Annotated in this window: 16 protein-coding genes and 1 pseudogene; 6 read left to right on the top strand and 11 right to left on the bottom strand. The window is 67.2% G+C overall.

Annotated elements, in window-relative coordinates:
- The first annotated feature begins 5 nt into the window (after positions 1–5).
- A pseudogene (locus tag ACZ7L1_RS35295) lies at positions 6–738 on the top strand (response regulator transcription factor).
- A 478-nt stretch (positions 739–1,216) separates the two neighbouring features.
- Positions 1,217–2,089, top strand: coding sequence for a COG4705 family protein (locus tag ACZ7L1_RS35290; protein ID WP_471443278.1), 873 nt, complete (start codon positions 1,217–1,219; stop codon positions 2,087–2,089).
- Between the two features lie 219 nt (positions 2,090–2,308).
- Here ACZ7L1_RS35290 and ACZ7L1_RS35285 read toward each other — a convergent pair whose 3' ends face one another.
- The 4 genes from ACZ7L1_RS35285 to ACZ7L1_RS35270 all read right to left on the bottom strand — a co-directional run bounded on the left by ACZ7L1_RS35285 (position 2,309) and on the right by ACZ7L1_RS35270 (position 5,501).
- Entirely contained in the window at positions 2,309–3,544 is a 1,236-nt protein-coding gene (locus tag ACZ7L1_RS35285) for an IS701 family transposase (protein ID WP_471443322.1), read from the bottom strand.
- 130 nt (positions 3,545–3,674) lie between these two features.
- Complete coding sequence (locus tag ACZ7L1_RS35280; protein WP_471443276.1) at positions 3,675–4,070, bottom strand: MmcQ/YjbR family DNA-binding protein; 396 nt, start codon at positions 4,068–4,070, stop codon at positions 3,675–3,677.
- A gap of 124 nt (positions 4,071–4,194) precedes the next feature.
- Positions 4,195–4,845, bottom strand: coding sequence for a nitroreductase family protein (locus ACZ7L1_RS35275; RefSeq protein ID WP_471443274.1), 651 nt, complete (start codon positions 4,843–4,845; stop codon positions 4,195–4,197).
- Between the two features lie 137 nt (positions 4,846–4,982).
- Positions 4,983–5,501 carry a carboxymuconolactone decarboxylase family protein gene (locus ACZ7L1_RS35270; RefSeq protein ID WP_471443272.1) on the bottom strand — a complete coding sequence of 173 codons (519 nt, stop codon included), beginning with the start codon at positions 5,499–5,501 and terminating at the stop codon, positions 4,983–4,985.
- Between the two features lie 149 nt (positions 5,502–5,650).
- Between ACZ7L1_RS35270 and ACZ7L1_RS35265 the strand changes: the two genes are divergently transcribed.
- Positions 5,651–6,295, top strand: a complete 645-nt coding sequence (locus ACZ7L1_RS35265) for a TetR/AcrR family transcriptional regulator (protein WP_471443270.1) — start codon at positions 5,651–5,653, stop codon at positions 6,293–6,295.
- Between the two features lie 436 nt (positions 6,296–6,731).
- Here the strand turns inward: ACZ7L1_RS35265 and ACZ7L1_RS35260 are convergent, their stop codons facing one another.
- Complete coding sequence (locus tag ACZ7L1_RS35260) at positions 6,732–6,938, bottom strand: hypothetical protein (RefSeq protein ID WP_471443268.1); 207 nt, start codon at positions 6,936–6,938, stop codon at positions 6,732–6,734.
- 237 nt (positions 6,939–7,175) lie between these two features.
- Positions 7,176–8,147 carry an ISL3 family transposase gene (locus ACZ7L1_RS35255; protein ID WP_471443266.1) on the bottom strand — a complete coding sequence of 324 codons (972 nt, stop codon included), beginning with the start codon at positions 8,145–8,147 and terminating at the stop codon, positions 7,176–7,178.
- A gap of 351 nt (positions 8,148–8,498) precedes the next feature.
- Between ACZ7L1_RS35255 and ACZ7L1_RS35250 the strand changes: the two genes are divergently transcribed.
- Positions 8,499–9,197, top strand: a complete 699-nt coding sequence (locus ACZ7L1_RS35250) for an SDR family oxidoreductase (protein ID WP_471443264.1) — start codon at positions 8,499–8,501, stop codon at positions 9,195–9,197.
- On the opposite strand, the gene ACZ7L1_RS35245 is transcribed toward ACZ7L1_RS35250, so the two are convergent.
- Positions 9,137–9,544, bottom strand: coding sequence for an alpha-hydroxy-acid oxidizing protein (locus tag ACZ7L1_RS35245; RefSeq protein WP_471443262.1), 408 nt, complete (start codon positions 9,542–9,544; stop codon positions 9,137–9,139). The genes ACZ7L1_RS35250 and ACZ7L1_RS35245 overlap by 61 nt on opposite strands.
- Positions 9,545–10,508: 964 nt before the next feature.
- On the opposite strand from ACZ7L1_RS35245, the gene ACZ7L1_RS35240 reads away from it, so the two are divergent.
- Positions 10,509–10,979, top strand: a complete 471-nt coding sequence (locus tag ACZ7L1_RS35240) for a helicase associated domain-containing protein (protein WP_471443260.1) — start codon at positions 10,509–10,511, stop codon at positions 10,977–10,979.
- Between the two features lie 44 nt (positions 10,980–11,023).
- Here ACZ7L1_RS35240 and ACZ7L1_RS35235 read toward each other — a convergent pair whose 3' ends face one another.
- The 4 genes from ACZ7L1_RS35235 to ACZ7L1_RS35220 all read right to left on the bottom strand — a co-directional run bounded on the left by ACZ7L1_RS35235 (position 11,024) and on the right by ACZ7L1_RS35220 (position 14,699).
- Complete coding sequence (locus ACZ7L1_RS35235) at positions 11,024–12,076, bottom strand: alcohol dehydrogenase catalytic domain-containing protein (RefSeq protein WP_471443258.1); 1,053 nt, start codon at positions 12,074–12,076, stop codon at positions 11,024–11,026.
- A 22-nt stretch (positions 12,077–12,098) separates the two neighbouring features.
- Positions 12,099–13,109, bottom strand: a complete 1,011-nt coding sequence (locus tag ACZ7L1_RS35230; protein ID WP_471443256.1) for an NADP-dependent oxidoreductase — start codon at positions 13,107–13,109, stop codon at positions 12,099–12,101.
- A 598-nt stretch (positions 13,110–13,707) separates the two neighbouring features.
- Positions 13,708–14,271, bottom strand: a complete 564-nt coding sequence (locus ACZ7L1_RS35225) for a PP2C family protein-serine/threonine phosphatase (RefSeq protein WP_471443255.1) — start codon at positions 14,269–14,271, stop codon at positions 13,708–13,710.
- 98 nt (positions 14,272–14,369) lie between these two features.
- Complete coding sequence (locus tag ACZ7L1_RS35220) at positions 14,370–14,699, bottom strand: hypothetical protein (protein WP_471443254.1); 330 nt, start codon at positions 14,697–14,699, stop codon at positions 14,370–14,372.
- 816 nt (positions 14,700–15,515) lie between these two features.
- Here ACZ7L1_RS35220 and ACZ7L1_RS35215 point away from each other — a divergent pair.
- Positions 15,516–16,619, top strand: coding sequence for a hypothetical protein (locus ACZ7L1_RS35215; protein ID WP_471443253.1), 1,104 nt, complete (start codon positions 15,516–15,518; stop codon positions 16,617–16,619).
- Positions 16,620–16,710: the final 91 nt, after the last annotated feature.

Genomic DNA, 16,710 nt, shown 5'->3' with positions numbered 1-16,710 from the left:
CGACCATGCGCACCCCCGCCGTACCGGACCGCAGCCGCATTCGCGTCCTGGTCATCGAGGACGACGACACCATCGGCCGCCACCTGGAAACCGGCCTGCACAGCAACGGCTACGCGCCCACGTGGAGCCGCACCGGCGCAAGCGGCCTGCCGAAGCCGCCCGCACCCCCTACGACGCCCTCCTCCTGGACCTCGGCCTGCCCGACATGGACGGCCTCGACGTGGCCCGCACCCTGCGCACCCGCTGCCCCGACCTGCTCGTCATCATCCTCACCGCCCGCACCGACGACATCGACGTGATTGCCGGTCTGGACGCCGGGGCCGACGACTACCTCGTCAAGCCCTTCAGCCTCACCGTCCTGCTGGCCCGGCTGCGCGCCCACCCGCGCCGCCACACCATCACCCCCGCCCCTCAGGAGTTGCTCCGGCTCGGTGACCTCGTGGTCGACACCACGGCGCGGCACTGCAGCCTCCACGGCGAAGAGGTCCAATTGCGCCCCAAGGAGTTCGAACTCCTCGTCCTCCTCGGCGGCACGCCGGGGAAGCCGTATCACGGGAAGCCCTCATGGCCGAGGTCTGGGACGAGAACTGGTTCGGCTCCACCAAAACCCTCGACGTCACCATGGCCAGCCTGCGCCACCGCCTCGCTGCAGCCGCCGAAGCAACCGGCCGTCCCTGTCGTCTGCCCCGCATCACCACCCTGAGAGGACACGGCTACCGCCTGGAGAGCCGCTCCTAGCGGTGGTTTGTTGACGGCGGGTTTGTACGAGAGTACGCCGTGAGGTGAAGCCGTCAACTACCGTCTGGTCGGCCTGAGAGGGCGGTATGTGACGTGGTGTCGTATCTGTCGTCACCGGAACATGTGGAGCCACGGCACTATCAGTGCTGACCAGAGAGCCCGGCCGCGCTGGAGTGTCTGCGTGAGCGAGCGCCAGCCACCCGCCGCCGTGAACGCGGCGAGCCCGACCGCCGTAAGTCGTAGAACCGGAGGCCTTCCGGCGCCCTGACGATCCTTGGCCTCCGCCGCTTCCGGCGTGAGTGTTTCGAGCTGGAGCGGCGGCTGCTACGCGAGGTGCGGACGATGCAGAGGTTGACAGGAGAAGCACAGCGGCGCGCTGACGCAAGATCCTTTGACTACGCACGTCCAGAATGCCTTCAGGTTGACCTTGTCAGGGTCGAACGGAGATCCAACCCCCCACAAGCACAGGAGCACCCTTTTGACGTCGACGAAGTCTGTGATGAAGAAGCTGCCCGAGGTCACGCTGGCGTTCTGGATCATGAAGATCGCCGCGACGACCCTGGGCGAGACGGCGGGCGACCTGTTCTCCCAGACGCTCAAAATCGGCTATTTCCTCACCACGATCGCCCTGTTCCTGATCTTCGTGGTGACGCTGGTCGTGCAGCTGCGGTCCTCGCGGTACAACCCGTTCTTCTACTGGACCGTGATCCTGTCGACCAGCATGGCCGGCACGACGATGTCTGACTTCATGAACCGCGACGCCAGCGACAAGTACCTCTCGGGCGGCGCCTCTTCGCTCGGCTGGGGCCCGCAAGGCCTCGGCCTCGGCTACCCGGAGGGAGCCGCGATCCTCGTCTCCATCCTCCTGGCGATCTTCCTCGCCTGGAGGATCAGCGGGATGACGTTCCAGATCCGCGACATCGTCACCTTCAAGGGCGAGGCCCTGTTCTGGGCGGCGATCCTCGTCTCCAACACCCTCGGTACCTCCATGGGTGACTTCCTGTCCGACAGCTCCGGACTCGGCTACCTGGGCGGTGCGGCGCTGGTGTCCAGCGTGCTGGTCGTGCTGATCGTCCTGATGAAGGCGCCCGCCGTCCCGAACGTCCTCCTGTTCTGGATCGCCTTCGTCCTCACCCGCCCCCTCGGCGCCACCGCCGGCGACTTCCTCACCAAGCCGGTCGCCAAGGGCGGACTGAACCTCGGCACCGCGGGCTCCTCGGCCGTGCTGCTCGCGGTCCTGTTCGGCCTGATGGCCTACGCGCACACCCAGGAGCGCAAGGCCGTCACACCGCGCCTGGAGGCTGTCAGCCCGGAGGTCGCAGCGGCCCGCCAGGAATCAAGTCAACGGTAAGAAGCTGTTGTCTTTTCGATCTTGATTGGTGTCCGCCGAACGCGAGCTCGGGTGATTTCGGCCGGTGCCGGGCATGGGGAATAGCGAACGACACTTCCTAGTAGTGCTTCGTTAGGTTCTGGCTCTGGTTCTGCTGGTCGGCAGGGGTCGGCCGCAGGTGGTGCAGGTGCCGGTCCAGCACCTCAACAGGTCCTGCGACATCGAGGACCTGGTAGAGGCTCAGGCCGGCATCTGGGCTTTTGGGTCGAGCCGCCGCAGGGTGAGGAAGGCCTGGGCGGCGGTGACAAGGGTGACGTGGTGGTGCCAGCCCCGCCAGGTGCGGCCTTCGAAGTGGTCCAGGCCCAGACCGCGCTTGAGCTCGCGGTAGTCGTGCTCGATCCGCCAGCGCATTTTCGCCCACCGCACCAGGTCAGTGACCGGGGTGGTGGCGGGCAGGTTCGATATCCAGTAGTCCGACGGAGCGTCCTGGCCGTTCGGCCACTCCACCATGAGCGTCCGGGTGGGCAAGACACCGTTCCACCGGTTGCGGCCGCCGCCCGCTTCCTGGGCTGCGGCGAGGGGCTGTTTGCCTGCGGGCCGCACTGTCAGCACCGCGAACCGTGAGGTCAACGCCCCTTTGCTGCCCCGCCGCCAGGTCACTTCGGTGAAGCGGTCCGCGTCGGCCTCCGCGACGAGGACCGAGACGGCTCGCGGTGGGGTGCGGTAGCGGGGAAGGGTGGGCGGCCCGAGCCCGCCGTAAGCCGGCTGGTGCGGTTCGACATCCTCCGGGTGGACGACTTCTTTTCCGGTCAGCGCCATGACATAAGACAGCCCCCGCTGTTCGAGACCGAGCCGGAAGGGGGTGCTGACGCCGTAGCCGGCATCGGCGACCACGACTGGCGCCTTCAGCCGCCACTCGCCGAGCGTGTCGAGCAGACCGAGCGCCAGGCGCCACTTTTCCTGGTGAACGACGTCGTCCGGCACTCCTGCCCTACGGCATCGGCCCGGCGCATCCGTCCACTCACGCGGCAGATACAACTCCCAGTTCAGCGGGCAGGACGCGGTGTCGGTGGCCGCGTGCACGCTGACCGCGACCTGGCAGTTCGCCCGCTTGCCCAAAGCCCCGCAGTACTGCCGGGCCACCCCGACCGACGCCGTGCCGCACTTGGGGAACGACACGTCGTCGACCACCCACACCTCAGGCCTGATCACCTCGGCCAGCCGCTCGGCGATACGCCGCCTGACCGGCAGCGGATCCCACGGCGACTGGTTCACGAACTGCTGCAGAGCCTGCATGTTCCCGTCCGGCAGCCTCTCGGCCATCGGCTGGATCGACTTACGACGACCATCCAGCATCAAGCCCCGCAGATAACACGCACCCCACCGCCGCTGATCCCGCCGCGGCAGCGAACCAAACACATCGGCAACGAACTCCGATAACTCGCCCCGGAGCCGTTCCACTTCCCCCAGCCTCATGCCACGAAGATGCCCGTAACCAGGCGAGATCACCCAACGTAGCGAAGCACTACTAGCCGCCAGCGGACTCACGCCGTGATCCCCACCGGATCGGCGAAGAGCCGGTTTTGTTTGTCTGGCGCCGCGTCGGTCAGTCGGCGGACGGCAGAAAGCTGAAAGTGTCGGGGGCGACCGGGCGGTTCTGTCTGGGAAGGCCCGCGACGACGAGCAGGTACGACTCGGTCACGAGGTCGTCCACCAACGCCTGCCCGATATCCGCACCAGGTCTGACGGTGATCCAGTGCTTCTTATTCATGTGGTAGCCGCGAGAGATGCTCGTGTGCGACGCGCGGAGCGTCTCCGCATGTGAGGGATCGGCCTTGAGGATCACGACCGGCTCCCCAGGCATCGATGTCTGCAGCATGAACACCTTGCCGCCGACTTTCCACACCTCCCAGTCGCCGGTGAACTGGTGCGTGTGCTCTGAACCCGGGAGCTCTGCCGCGCGCGCGGCCGCGCGGTTCTGAACTGTCCTGTCTGCGTCCATCTTGGCCTCCTCGAGGTCGGTGGAGGTCGACTGCCCGGCGTCCGTCGGGCCGAGGTGCGGGCGCCGGACAGTCGAGTCCCCCAGAACCGAGCCAGGCGCGCCGATCGCGCACCCGCTCAGTTCGTCACATGTGGGTGAAGATCTTCTCGGCGTCGAAGCGCGAGACCGGCTGGCGAGAGACGCGCGTCTCGTCCGGGTACCCGAGCACGACGAGCAGCGTCGTGGTGAAGTCGGTGTCGGTGAGGCCGAACGCTTCGTCGATCGTCGCGCGGTCGAACCCTTCCAGCGGGGTGGCGTCGACTCCGAGAGAAGCGGCGGCCATCATGGTCGCGCCGACCACGAGGTACGTGTTCTTCTCCAGCCAGTGGAGCACGTCGCCGCCATAGTTCTCCGACTGGATCTTCACGAAGCCGGACGCTCCAGCCTCCCATCCCGCCTGGGTCTCCAGGTCCGCGAAGCGACCGTCCGCGCGCTCCTTCGCGAAGATCTCCTGCAAGTGCTCGTCGGGAATCGTCTTGCGGGTCGTGAACACGATCGCGTGCGACGCGTTCCGCACCTTCTCCGCGTTGTCCTCGAAGCGGCCGACGAGAGCGTCCGCAAGCTTGTCCTTGCCGGCCTGCGTCTCCAGCACATGGAAGTGGTTGGGCTGGATGTTGATCGTCGTCGGCGAGCTGCGTAGGTAGCGCAGCAGGAGCTGGAAGGTCTCCTCCGGGATCTTCTTGTTCGGGTCGAAGTAGCGGGTGAGGTGCTTGGTGATCAGATTGTTGAGATCCATGTTTGGTTTTCGTTCCTTGTTCGGAGAGATCGGGTCAGGAGGTGGTTTCCGGGCGTCGGAGTCACGTCGGTACGTGGTGAACGTCGCTCTCATCGGGGCGACCTCCGTGCCGGTCGACGCGGTTTCGACGTCGCTGGTTACGCGCCCGCACCGGGGATGTCGACGACGGTGTCGTTGACGTTGTTGAGGTAGTTCGTGAGCAGCGTGACGACCACGACCGTGACGATCGCCTGGATCTCGGGATCCGTGTACCCGGCCTCGCGGACCGCGGCGATGTCCTCGTCGCCCACCTGACCGCGGGTTTCGATCACCTGCTGGGAGAAGCGGGCGACGGCCGCAAGCTTGGGATCGGTGGAGCCGCCGGTGCGGGCCAGCTCGATCTCCTCGGTGGACATGCCTCCGAGGTTCGCGGAGATGTATCCGTGCAGCGCCGAGCAGTAGTCGCAGTCGTTGGAGTGGGACGTGGCCAGCGCGATCGTGTGGCGGGTCTTCGCGTCGAGGAGCTTCGCGATGCTGCCCTGCAGGCCCATCACGATCTCAAGGACGGTCGGGTTGGCGGCGAGCGTGGTGAACATGCCCGGAGCGAAGCCGAACTGCTTGGCGATGGCGTCGAGCGTGCCCTGCGTCTTGGCGTCGATGTCGGTGAGCTCGGGCATGCGGAGACGAGACATGGTGGCGGTCCTCGGGTCGGTTCAGTCTGGGCTGTTTGGCCCACTCGCAGTAAACGCGACGCGGATTGGGCTGTCAAGCCCAATTCGTGTTCGTGTTGGGCCGCTGAGCCCAATCCGCGGGATAGGGTGGTGACATGCAGATGAACGATGGATCGCGTGATCTCCGCGGGCGCACGGGCAAGGGGCTGGCGACGCGGGGTCGCATCCTCGAGCACGCTGCGGACTTGATCTACACGCGGGGGGTCCACGCGACGAACAACGAGCTGGTGCGAAGAGCAGCGGGGGTCAGCGGCTCGCAGCTGAGCCACTACTTCGCGAACAAGGAGAGCCTGGTGCGCGCCGTCATCGACTGGCAGGCCGAGAGCGTGCTCGGCTTCCACCGAAGCGAACGGTTCGCCGGCTTCGACACGATCGAGGCGTACCAGGAGTGGGCGGACTTCTTCGTCGTCTCCGGTCGCCCGTTCGAGAACGGCTGCAGCCTCGGATCCCTCGCGAGCGAGATCGTCAAGACCGATCTGGATGTCCGCGACGACCTCACCCGTGTCTTCGCCGAATGGCGGGACATCTTCCGAGCGGGACTCGAGCGGATGCAATATGACGGACGACTCGACGCGTCGGCGGATCCGGCGCGACTCGCGCACATGCTGATCGCCGCCTACCAGGGAGGCAGCCTGCTCGCGCAGATCGCCCGCGACGTAGCGCCATTGCGTGACGCGCTGTATGCCGCGGTCGAGCATCTTCGCGCGTACACAACGTCAGACGACGTCGTGCGAACCTGATACGAAGCCCGGGGCCCTTGTTCCAGAGCGTGAACGTCTCGTGACGAGATCGATAAGGCCGTGGCGTCGGTAGACGCTAACGAACTCCCGTGGCAGCGTAGCGGGCCTGACGACCCCGTCGTCGGTTGTCAGGCCGTTGATCCCGTGCGGATTACCGGCTCTTCGCCGATCCGGTGGGGATCACGGCGTGAGTCCGCTGGCGGCTAGTGCAGCGGCGTATTGATCTTGCGAGGATCATGCGGCTTTGAGGGCTCTGGCGCTGATCTTGTGACGTTGTTGGGTCAGGGCGTGAGGAGTACGCGCTTGCGGAGGAAGTCGAGGTTGGCTCGTCCAAATCCTTGCCTTTTGAGTAGTTTCGTCCTTGTGACCTGCCCTTCGACCTGGCCGGAGCTCCAGGGGGTGGAGAGCCCGGCGGTGACGGCGTCGATGTCGCGGCTCAGTCCGTTGACCAGGAGTGCAGGGCGGGCAGGGCGTCGGAGAGGGCGCGCTCCATCCAGGCGGGCAGCTGGTCACCCCGCAGGTCGCGCATCATGGCGGCGAAGTCGCGGACGCGGCGGGTGACGGCGTCGAGCTCGGGGCAGCTGGCCCGGATTTCCTTGAGGTCGGCGGCACCATCGGCGGTCAGGTCGCCGGGATCGGTCATGATCCATCGGACGATACGTCGGGGCGGCGGAGGCGGTCGGCGCGCGGGCGGCGCGGCGGTGGCGGCCTTGAAGGGGCGGAGGTAACGCTGGACGGTCTGGATGCTTCCGGCGAAGCCCAGGGCGACGATCTCCTGGTGGAGCTGGGCACCGTTGTGACAGCCTTCGTTCCACCGCTGGTGGAGGTGGGACTTGTACTCGTCCAGGATGGTGGACCGGTTCGTCGCTTTGACCAGCAGTTAGTCGATGCTGCTGGCGCGAGCGAAGCGGCGCACGGTGGACCGGTCCAGCTGCAGTGTCCGGCAGATGTCCCCCAGCGTGCTGCCGGCCTCCAGGAGCTGCTGCACAGCGGTGTAGCGTTCCCTGGTCCGGGTCACCAGGCGGCGCTCTCGTCCGCAGACATCGAGCATCCCGGCCGCCGGTGCCGGCGGCAGTGGGGTCAGCCAGATCTCGTCGCTGATTGGCGGGGCGGCCGGTTCGATGTTCTCGAACGCGGTCCGGACGCAGGCGTGGTGGGCGGAGACGGTCTTTTCGACGGCCTCGCCGAGGTTGTGCCACAAGTACCAGGCGTCGGCGACTTGCTGGGCCTGCGGGGCGCCGTTGCGGGCGCCCTCGGCATAAGCCCCGGCACGGTCCCGGCAAATGATCTCCACTTCGGGATGCTCCTTCAGCCATGCGGCCAGCGGTTCGGCATCCCGCCCGGGCAGCACGTCCACCGGGCGCCGTCTCTCCAGGTCCACCAGGATCGTGGCGTACGAGTCGCCCTTCCGCAGCGCGAAATCGTCGACACCGAGCACGCGGATCTGTCCGACTGGTTCTTCCGGCGCGGCGCGGACCAGACGTAACAAGGTGTCCTTGGCGACACGCAGGCCCAGCACCCCGGCCAGGCGGGCCCCCGCGCGGCCGGCCAGTGCGAGAGCGATCGAGGTCGATTGCTCACGCACGAGTGGCGTGTAGCGGGCATGCGGGCTCGTCAGTCCCGAGATCTGCTCGGCGAACGTCACTGCCGGGCACGCCGGGTTCGGGCACTTGAACCGACGCACCAGCAGCTCGATCACCACTCTGGCCCCACCGATCGCGGCGTCCGCGAGCCGTCGCATGTACCGGCCGTGCACCCGGACCGACGCACTACCGCAGCGCGGGCAGTCCGAGCCCGCCGAGCGGGCCCGCGCATGCATCGTGACCACTCCAGCCACCGCCCGCTCGACCAACTCCACCACGACACCGGCCAGATGAGGGAACAACGTCTCGAAACTCCGCGAAGAACACGCGAGCCATGATCACAGCCACCGCTGACACCGACAGCGTGAGCGCAGCCTGGGACCTGCGCGCCGCGCAGGTCCCAACAGGGGGACCACCAGTGCGGGTTCGGCCCCATTCGTGCGGCATCATGACCGGTCAGCGATGGCGAACCGGCTTAGCGGGAAGATCGCTGGGTATAGTGCAGGCGTTTCGGGAAACCGGCGACCTGGAGTCGGTCGACCTCACGCGCCACCTCGTGTTCATCCGCATCCGGGGCCCTGGCGGAGCCCCGATGACCACATCGCTGAGGAGGCCGTCCCATGGAACCCGTCACGCTGATCACCGGTGGCTCGACCGGAATCGGCGCCGCCACCGCCCGCGCCCTGCTCAAGCAGGGCCACCGCGTGGCCATCACCGGACGTGACGCGGACAAGCTGGCCGCCTTCGCTGCTTCGGCCGCAGCGGGCGAGCGGCTGCTGACGATCACCGGCGACACCAGCGACGCGCACGACGTCGCCTCCGCCGTGCGCCGCGTGGTGGAGGCGTGGGGCCGACTGGACAACGTCATCGCCAATGCCGGTTTCTCACTGCCCGGCAACCTGGAGAGTCACGCCCCCGAGGACATGCGCGCCATGGTCCTCACCAACGTCCTGGGCCCGGCCCTGCTGGTGCGGGAGACCCTGCCACACCTGCGGGAGTCCAAGGGCCGGATCGTGATCATCGGTTCGGTCGCCGGGGTGCGCAACACGCCTGGCAACCTGTACTCGGTCACCAAGTGGGCCGCGCACGCACTGGCCGAGAACACCCGGCTGCTGGTCGGCAAGGACGGGGTCGGCGTGACGGTCGTCGCCCCCGGGGTGGTGGACACCCCGTTCTGGGACGAGCGCGGCGGCACCCCCGAGGCGGCGCCGGTGATGACCGCCGAGCAGGTCGCGGACACGGTCGTCTTCGCCGTCAATCAGGCCGCGGGCGTGGACATCAACCACATCACCATGCGGCCGATCGGACAGGTCGACTGACGCCGCGCTCCCAACGAGCGTACGACAAGGCGCCTTCGGCCCCGCCGCGTACCACGCGGTGCAGGCCGAAGGCGGGTGAGCACGCCCTTAAGTACCAGGGGCAGGGAGGTCACTTCGCGCAGCCAGGCGAGATCCTCCCGGATGATCAAGGCGTCGAACTGCTCCTTGGATTGCCAGGCGATGGCCGACTCCCCGTCCCGGCTGCCGTGCAAGGCGGCCATCACGTCGTGCGTCACGTTGACCGCCCGGATGCCCGGGGGCACCGCGAACCCGTTGGCGGCGTCCCGCGGCCGGAACGACACCCTGGGCGCGTCGACGGTGAGGACCAGCGCGCTGGCTATGTCCATGAGAACTCTCGTGCACAAAGCCAAGCGCGCGGAAACCGGCGGCCTCGGCCCGGCGGATCAGGTCACGGCGCTTGAGCCATTACAACTGCATCCACAGCGGGCCGCTGGCCACGGCGGCGATGTCCACTGACACCTACCGCGTCACAAGATCAGCGCCAGAGCCCCAAAACCGCCCTCGACGCGGTACAACTCGACCACCTCGCCGAACAACAAACCCGCCCCACACGCGCCCGCCGACCACCCGCCCAGCCACGGCGCCGGCGAGACAAGGGCACCCCCCTGCCTTCAGGCCGAAGCACCACCCCGTCGATCCGTCACCCGCACTCCCGACCTGCAAAAACAGAAACCAGCCGGGTCGGCCGCCACGGCAAAAGCGTCCTCATGACGGCCCAGCCACTCGACAGAGCTCGGAGGGCATCCGCCAGCGGAATGAGGATCTGCTCGAACATCGCGGTCTGTTGGCGCGCCACGATGTCGTCACACAGGGCGCGGCCGCTGCGGCACACGGGCAACCTGGCAGGAGCGGGACATACCCCACCATGCGAGGAAACACGCGAGAGCCTGCAGATTCCTCGATACGGCCGGCAACTGCTCAAGATGCACACGGCAGCTCACGCCCACCAGAACCTCCCGTAAGGCCCCGAATCAGGCAGCACACTCACCGACCCCCGCCCAGAAGACCAGCTACAGAGCAACACACTGACCAGGTGAAACACCCCTGACCAGGCAAAACACCAGCCGAGCCCTTAGACACAGAAACTACCCACAACCCCCGCCCATTCCCACTAAAGCCTACACAACCCCAGGTCACAGCAGCCCCGGCTACCAAACCCAGTTATCAACCAACCAACAACACCCCAGCACACACACCACCCCACACACCAACTACCCACTGCCTCAACGACAGGAGGAGCGGCGCGAACAGCTTGAGGACATCGACCCGTCGTGGTGCCCGGCCTGGCCGGTGGAGTGGCTGCGCGCCTTCCACCTCACCCGACAGCACCTGGAACAGAGCGGCGAACTGCCGATGGAGCCGGGCGTCGTCGTGCACCAGGGCGAGGACCTCGGCCGGTGGGTGCGATCGGTCCGCCTCGGCTGGAACAACCTCACAGGCGTCCAGCAGTGGCCGTGCCGACACATCCTCGGCATCAAGCCCGCAGCCGAGGACGAAAAACCGAAACCGCGTCGTTCGCAGGCGGACAAGTGGGCCCTCAACCTCGCCGCCGCCACGCAGTACTACCAACGCGAAGGCCATTTGAAAGTCCCGAGGCGGCACGTCGAACGAATCGTCGTACGAAGCGACGGGGACGGCGAGGATCAGGAGGTCCGGCAGCTCAAGCTGGGTGCATGGGTCAGCAACCAACGCTCGCGGGCCGCAACACTCTCCCCCGAGCGCGTGGAGCAACTATCCGCCATCGGCATGCGCTGGACGTAGCCGCGTCTGATGGAGATCCGATGAGACGGGCCCGAGGAGTCAGGTCAGCGAGCGGGGTCGAGAAGGATCTTGCGAACGCCGTCGGCGCGGCCGGCGAACAGCTCATACGCCGTGGGGCCCTCGGAGAGGGCGAAACGGTGCGAGACCACGGCCTCCGGCTTGATCCGGCCGGCCTGGGCGAGGGCGATCAAAGGAGGGAGTTCATAGTGGACCGAACAAAGTCCGATGGCGAACTCCAACTCCTTCACCTGGGCCAGTCCCATGTGGAAGGGAAACGCCTTGCTCTGGCTGACCCCGATGACGCTGACCCGGCCGGCCTGGCGGACTGCCTTGAGGGCGAGCTCGATGGTCGCGTCCGAACCCACGGCCTCCACCACGGCGTCCGGTCCGCGCCCGTCTGTCATCTCGCGTATGGCCGTGCGCGTGTCCTCGCCCTCGACCGGCTCAACACCCGAGGTGGCCGCGAAAGCACGGCGTTCTGCGACCAGGTCCGCGCCGAGGACACGGGCGGCGCCCATGGCGAAGGCGGACTGGGCGGCCATGAGTCCGACCGGGCCGAGGCCCACGACCAGGACGGTCTCGCCGGGCCGGATGCGGGCGCGGCGGCAGCCGTACCAGGCCGTGGGGGCGTTGTCCGTCAAGACGACGGCGGCCTCGTCGGAGATCCCCTCGGGCAGGTGCACCAGGTTGACGTCGGCGTGGGGCACTGCCAGGGCTTCGGCCTGGCTGCCCGGCAGTTGGGGGCTCACCCCGTAGCAGAGTTCGGTGCTGGACTTGGCGCGCTCGCAGCGGGCGGTGAACCCGGCCGCGCAGGACCGGCACAGGGTGCAACCGACCGAGGCGGGCACCAGGACCCGGTCGCCGGGCTTGAATCGGGTGACCTGGCCGCCGGTCTCGACGACCACACCGACGCATTCGTGCCCAGGTGTGTAGCCCGTTTCCGGGCTGAACGGGTTGCCGTGGTAGATGTGCAGGTCACTGCCGCAGATACCGGCGGTGGTGACCTTGACGACCGCGTCGGTGGGGCTGGTCACGGCCGGGTCGGGAACATCCACGTAGCGGATGTCGTGGCGGCCGTGGTAAGTGAGTGCCTTCACTGCTTTCCTCCTCCTCTCTGTCCTACGCGTCCGCGACCTTGAGCACGAGCTTGCCGTTGTTCTCACCGCGGAACAGTCGCATCAGGGTCTCGGGGAACGCCGCCACTCCACCGGGCACCACGTCCTCCAGCGACTTGAGCCGGCCCTCCGCCCGCCACGTGGCCAGTTGCGCGATTCCCTCGGCGTACCGGTCGGCGTAGTCGAACACCACCATGCCCGTCATGGTGGCGCGGTTGACCAGCAGCGACATGTAGTTGCCGGGGCCTTGTGGCTTAGTGCTGTTGTACTGGGAGACGGCTCCGCAGATGACAACGCGGGCACCGCGGGCCAAACGCAGCAGCACGGCGTCCAGGACGTCGCCGCCGACGTTGTCGAAGTACACGTCGACGCCGTCCGGGGCGTGCTCGCGCAGCGCCTTGCGGATGTCCTCGGTCCGGTAGTCGATCGCGGCGTCGAACCCGAACTCGTCCACCAGGAGTCGGCACTTGCGCTCGCCACCGGCGATGCCGATGACCCGGCAGCCAAGGATCTTGGCGATCTGGCCGACGACGTTGCCGACGGCCCCGGCCGCTCCGGAGACCGCGACGGTCTGGCCGGGCTCGGGACGCCCGATGTCGATGAGGCCGAAGTAGGCCGTCAGCCCCGACATGCCGAGTGTGCCGAGGTACGTCGGCAGGGGGGCCGCCGCGGCGTCGACCTTGGTGACACCGCGCCCGTCCGACAGGCAGTACTCCTGCACGCCGAATGTGCCCGACACATGGTCACCGACCGCGAAGCCGGAGTGCCGGGAGACGACCACCTGGCCGACCGCACCGGCGCGCATCACTTCACCGATCTCCACCGGGCGGATATAGGACCTGCCCGCGTTCATCCAGCCACGCATCGCCGGGTCGATCGACAGATAGAGCACCCGCACCAGGAACTCCCCGTCGCCCGGCTCGCCGATCGCCTCGTCGACGTGCGCCCAGTCGGTGGGCTGCGGCTCCCCCACGGGACGTGCGGCCAGGCGCACCTGGTGGTTGACTCTGCGCATCTCGAGCTGCTCCTTCGGTGGATTGGGCCGACGGTCACGTCGGCATGCTCGTCGCGGCGTACCCCTGCACTCACGGGCATACCGGCTAGTCGGTATGCCCGTGAGCGTAGGGTGCCGTTCCTCCCGGGGCAAGCGGATCACCGCGCAACGTACGAGGCTCAGCCCACCGAAGCAGCAGGCCTGTAGCCGACGGGATGGGGCTGGCCCAGACCCGGAAGGGGCTTGACCAGACAGTAAGAGGTGAACCCCGCAGGCCGGCCCATCGGCTCCGCACTGCCGACCGGTTCGCGCCGATCCTGTCCGTTGATGCGGCGCCGTTCAATGGACGAGCACCGATACACCTCCTGCCGCACCTGCTGATCTCGCCGGATGGGCCGGTGTTCGTCGCGCGATCGCCAGGGTGTGATCGGCCATGGCCCGTTGGCGCGGCCGCCAAGAGCGGGCGGTGCCGCCCTGCGACCCGGGACAAGGCGCTCGAGGCGCTGCGGCGCCAGGTGCCGGCCGGCGTGCCCCCACTGCCGCCCGGACACCGCCCTCAGTAGCCGCATGGATGCGAGGTGTTGCCGGTGCGGGTGGTGTGTGGGGGTGCGTTCGATGATCAGGAGAGCGACGTCGCCGGTGAGGTGTTCGCCGGTGCGGGCGAGCAGGTCGCGGTGGAGGTGGTGCAGCAGGGCGTCCGGGCTTGGTGCGGGGAAGGAGGCGACGCGTTCGGCGAGCGGGTAGAAGGCTTCGGTCGACGGGCCTCGATCACGCCGTCGGTGTAGAGCAGCAACATGTCACCCGGTTCGAAGGTGAACCGGTCGGTGCGATCGCTTGCTACGCACAGGGCACGCAGGCCGAGTGGGGGCGAGGGCCGTCGGGAGTGCAGGACGGTCACCTGCCCGCCACGGATGAGCAGGGACGGTGGATGACCGCAGTTGAGCATCTCGGCCTGTCGGCCCTGATCGGGGACGTCGATCATGGCAGCGGTGACGAAGTGCTCGCCGGCGTCGTGCATGGTACCGGCGACTTCCTCCAGGTTGCGGCAGACGCTCTCTTCGACGGCGGTGACGAGCTCGGGGAGCGAGCGGTAGCGGGGAGCGCACTCACGGAACGCACCCATCACCACCGATGCCTCACCGACGGAGGCCAGCCCGTGGCCCTCGGCTCCGCTTTCAGCCACCGCGGAACTGGAAGTGTCACGACGCGGTGCGCAACCGCCCACGCTCGCAAGAGGATGTTTGTGCAGGTTGGCCAGGACGTTCTAGATGCGACGGCCAATCATTCAGGCAGAGCCTCGATCAGAACCTTCAATTCCTCCGGCCCATCATTGATATAAGGAATCACCGAACGCCTGACAAGCCTGGAGGCCACAACTAGCTCCGTCGAGCTTGCATCGCCTTCGTAGATTTCCGCAAGGACATTGAGAGTGGACACCAGTGCGGACTCAAGGCTCTCCGGGAGTGAATCCAAGAAGACCGTGTCCTCGGTGAATACCAAGTCCAGCAGTTCGCCGACTAGCCCACACAGAGCGTCCGCGTCAATTCTGCCAGCAATCTCCACCGCACCCTCCCAGTCGGGCAGCCAAGGTGGAAGTAGTGATGAGGTCACGTGCAGCACTCCTTGCGCAAGACCTGAGGTGGCGGGCGGTTGGAGAGCGACCGCCCGCCAGCTGGCGATCAGGTCACTCGTTGATTCCGAGCATTCTAAGCAGCGGTGTGCATGCGTTCGGGCAGGGATCAATTGGCGTCCCGTGCGCATTCCCTTCGGATCGGAGGCCCCGCACTCGCACTGCCCTCATGGACCCTCCCCTGATCGCATCTGCACCTTCGGAGGCTTCGGCTTGGATCAAGCACATTACCTCCGCGCAGCCACCGTGATGGCCTGACTCCTGAATCGCCTGCTCAAGATCTCCACCAGCTTGCGGCGACATACCGTGGCCGTTATGGCCGTAGTAAGTCTGCCCAGAAGGTGAGGTGCATTCCACTGCAACATGGGGGCCTCTCTTCGTGGCTCCCGGCCGCAGTGAATCGGCATAGTCCTGAAGAGGATCACAGTTGTGTACGAGGACCGGCGTCACCCCGCGCGCCTCCGGCGCCAGCCTGACCTACCCGGGCGTACTGCCCGGCGTGGACCTGAAGGTCACCGCCGACACCCAGGGCGGCTGGTCGGAAGTCCTCGTCGTCCAAGACGCCAAGGCCGCAGCCAACCCCGCGCTCGCCAAGCTCGCCCTCACCACTGACGCCAGGGGCGTCACGGTCGCCGACGACGGTCATGGCAACCTCACCGCCACTGCCCGGGACGGGCGCGTGCTCTTCAGCGCCCCGCAACCGACGATGTGGGACTCCAGCGGCATCGGCGCCCAGCACACCACCCCAGAACAAGGTCCCGCCCCCAAGGCCCGGGTGGCGCGAGTCCAAGGCCCGGGTGGCGCGAGTCCAAGACCGGCTGCGCGACACCAAGTTGCTCGGCGATGCGCACACCAGGTACCCGGTCTTCATCGACCCGACCTGGAACCCGCACTACGCCACCGGCAGCAAGCAGCACTACGTGGAAACCCAAGCGGGCTGTCCCACGGCAAAGAACTACGACTCCGCCCAGTACGGCGACCCCGACGTCGGTTACAACAGCTGGTCGGGCTGCATCGGCCTGGAGCGCTCCTACTTCCAGCTGGCCGTACCCTCATCCATCTACGACGCGCACATCGTGTCGGCCACGGTGAACGCCAAGGAGAACTACTCCGCCAGCTGCAGCCTGTCCTCGGACATCTACCTGTACTGGTCCGGCGCGATCAACTCCACCACCACCTGGAACACCAAGCCCTCCCTGACCAGCAAGGTCGCCACAAGGAACTTCGGTCCCGCCTGTGCCCGTCAGCCCTCCGGCGGCTTCTTGGTGACCTCCACCATCGCCAAGGGCGCCGCGGCGCACTGGACGAACTGGACCTTCGCCCTGGTCAACAGTCACGAAGGCAGCGGCGACGGCAACTACTTCAAGCGCTTCGCCAACAACCCTTCCTTGTCGAGCGAGTACAACCACGTGCCCAACAAGCCCGGCAGCCTGGCCACTAAGGTTGGCTCGACTTCGCTCGGGTGCGGCACCTCCACCCCCTACCCGATCGTCGGCAAGACCCTGGCCACCACACCGCCGACACTCAACGCCACCGTGAGCGACGCCGACAAGGACGCCCTGGCCGCCACGTACTCCTACTGGGTGGGCAGCGGTTCGGCCACCACGACGACCAGCGCCACCGTCGCCAGCGGCGCCAACGCGCCCAAGCAGCTTCCCTCAACGTTCATGAGCAGCCTCACCGACGGCAGCGTGGTGAGCTGGAAGGTCACCTCCAGCGATGGCGAGGACACCTCCGCCGCCTCGGCCACCTGCCACTTCACCGTCGACCTGCACAGCCCCGCACAGCCGACCGTCACAACGCAGGACAACCTCTACCCGGAAGACTCCCCCGGCGTGACCGCGGCCGGCACCCCCGGCAAGTTCACCGTTTCCGTGAACCCGGGCACCAACGGCAACTGATCTGAGTCATAGGGCCCGGCCGCACATGCCTGCGCATTTTCCAAGGACACGGTCGAACTCCCGGGAGACACACAGCCCGGTAGCGCCCACT

The sequence above is a fragment of the Streptomyces sp. NPDC107546 genome, assembly GCF_055639175.1.
This window is presented reverse-complemented; position numbering and strand designations above follow the sequence as displayed.

What these genes read in the sequence shown, in the direction of transcription:
- ACZ7L1_RS35250 (WP_471443264.1), top strand. Translation starts at nt 8,499, where the DNA reads ATGGAACCCGTCACGCTGATCACCGGTGGCTCGACCGGAATCGGCGCC.
- ACZ7L1_RS35280 (WP_471443276.1), bottom strand. Translation starts at nt 4,070, where the DNA reads ATGGACGCAGACAGGACAGTTCAGAACCGCGCGGCCGCGCGCGCGGCA.
- ACZ7L1_RS35265 (WP_471443270.1), top strand. Translation starts at nt 5,651, where the DNA reads ATGCAGATGAACGATGGATCGCGTGATCTCCGCGGGCGCACGGGCAAG.
- ACZ7L1_RS35260 (WP_471443268.1), bottom strand. Translation starts at nt 6,938, where the DNA reads ATGACCGATCCCGGCGACCTGACCGCCGATGGTGCCGCCGACCTCAAG.
- ACZ7L1_RS35275 (WP_471443274.1), bottom strand. Translation starts at nt 4,845, where the DNA reads ATGGATCTCAACAATCTGATCACCAAGCACCTCACCCGCTACTTCGAC.
- ACZ7L1_RS35245 (WP_471443262.1), bottom strand. Translation starts at nt 9,544, where the DNA reads ATGGACATAGCCAGCGCGCTGGTCCTCACCGTCGACGCGCCCAGGGTG.
- ACZ7L1_RS35270 (WP_471443272.1), bottom strand. Translation starts at nt 5,501, where the DNA reads ATGCCCGAGCTCACCGACATCGACGCCAAGACGCAGGGCACGCTCGAC.
- ACZ7L1_RS35285 (WP_471443322.1), bottom strand. Translation starts at nt 3,544, where the DNA reads ATGAGGCTGGGGGAAGTGGAACGGCTCCGGGGCGAGTTATCGGAGTTC.
- ACZ7L1_RS35230 (WP_471443256.1), bottom strand. Translation starts at nt 13,109, where the DNA reads ATGCGCAGAGTCAACCACCAGGTGCGCCTGGCCGCACGTCCCGTGGGG.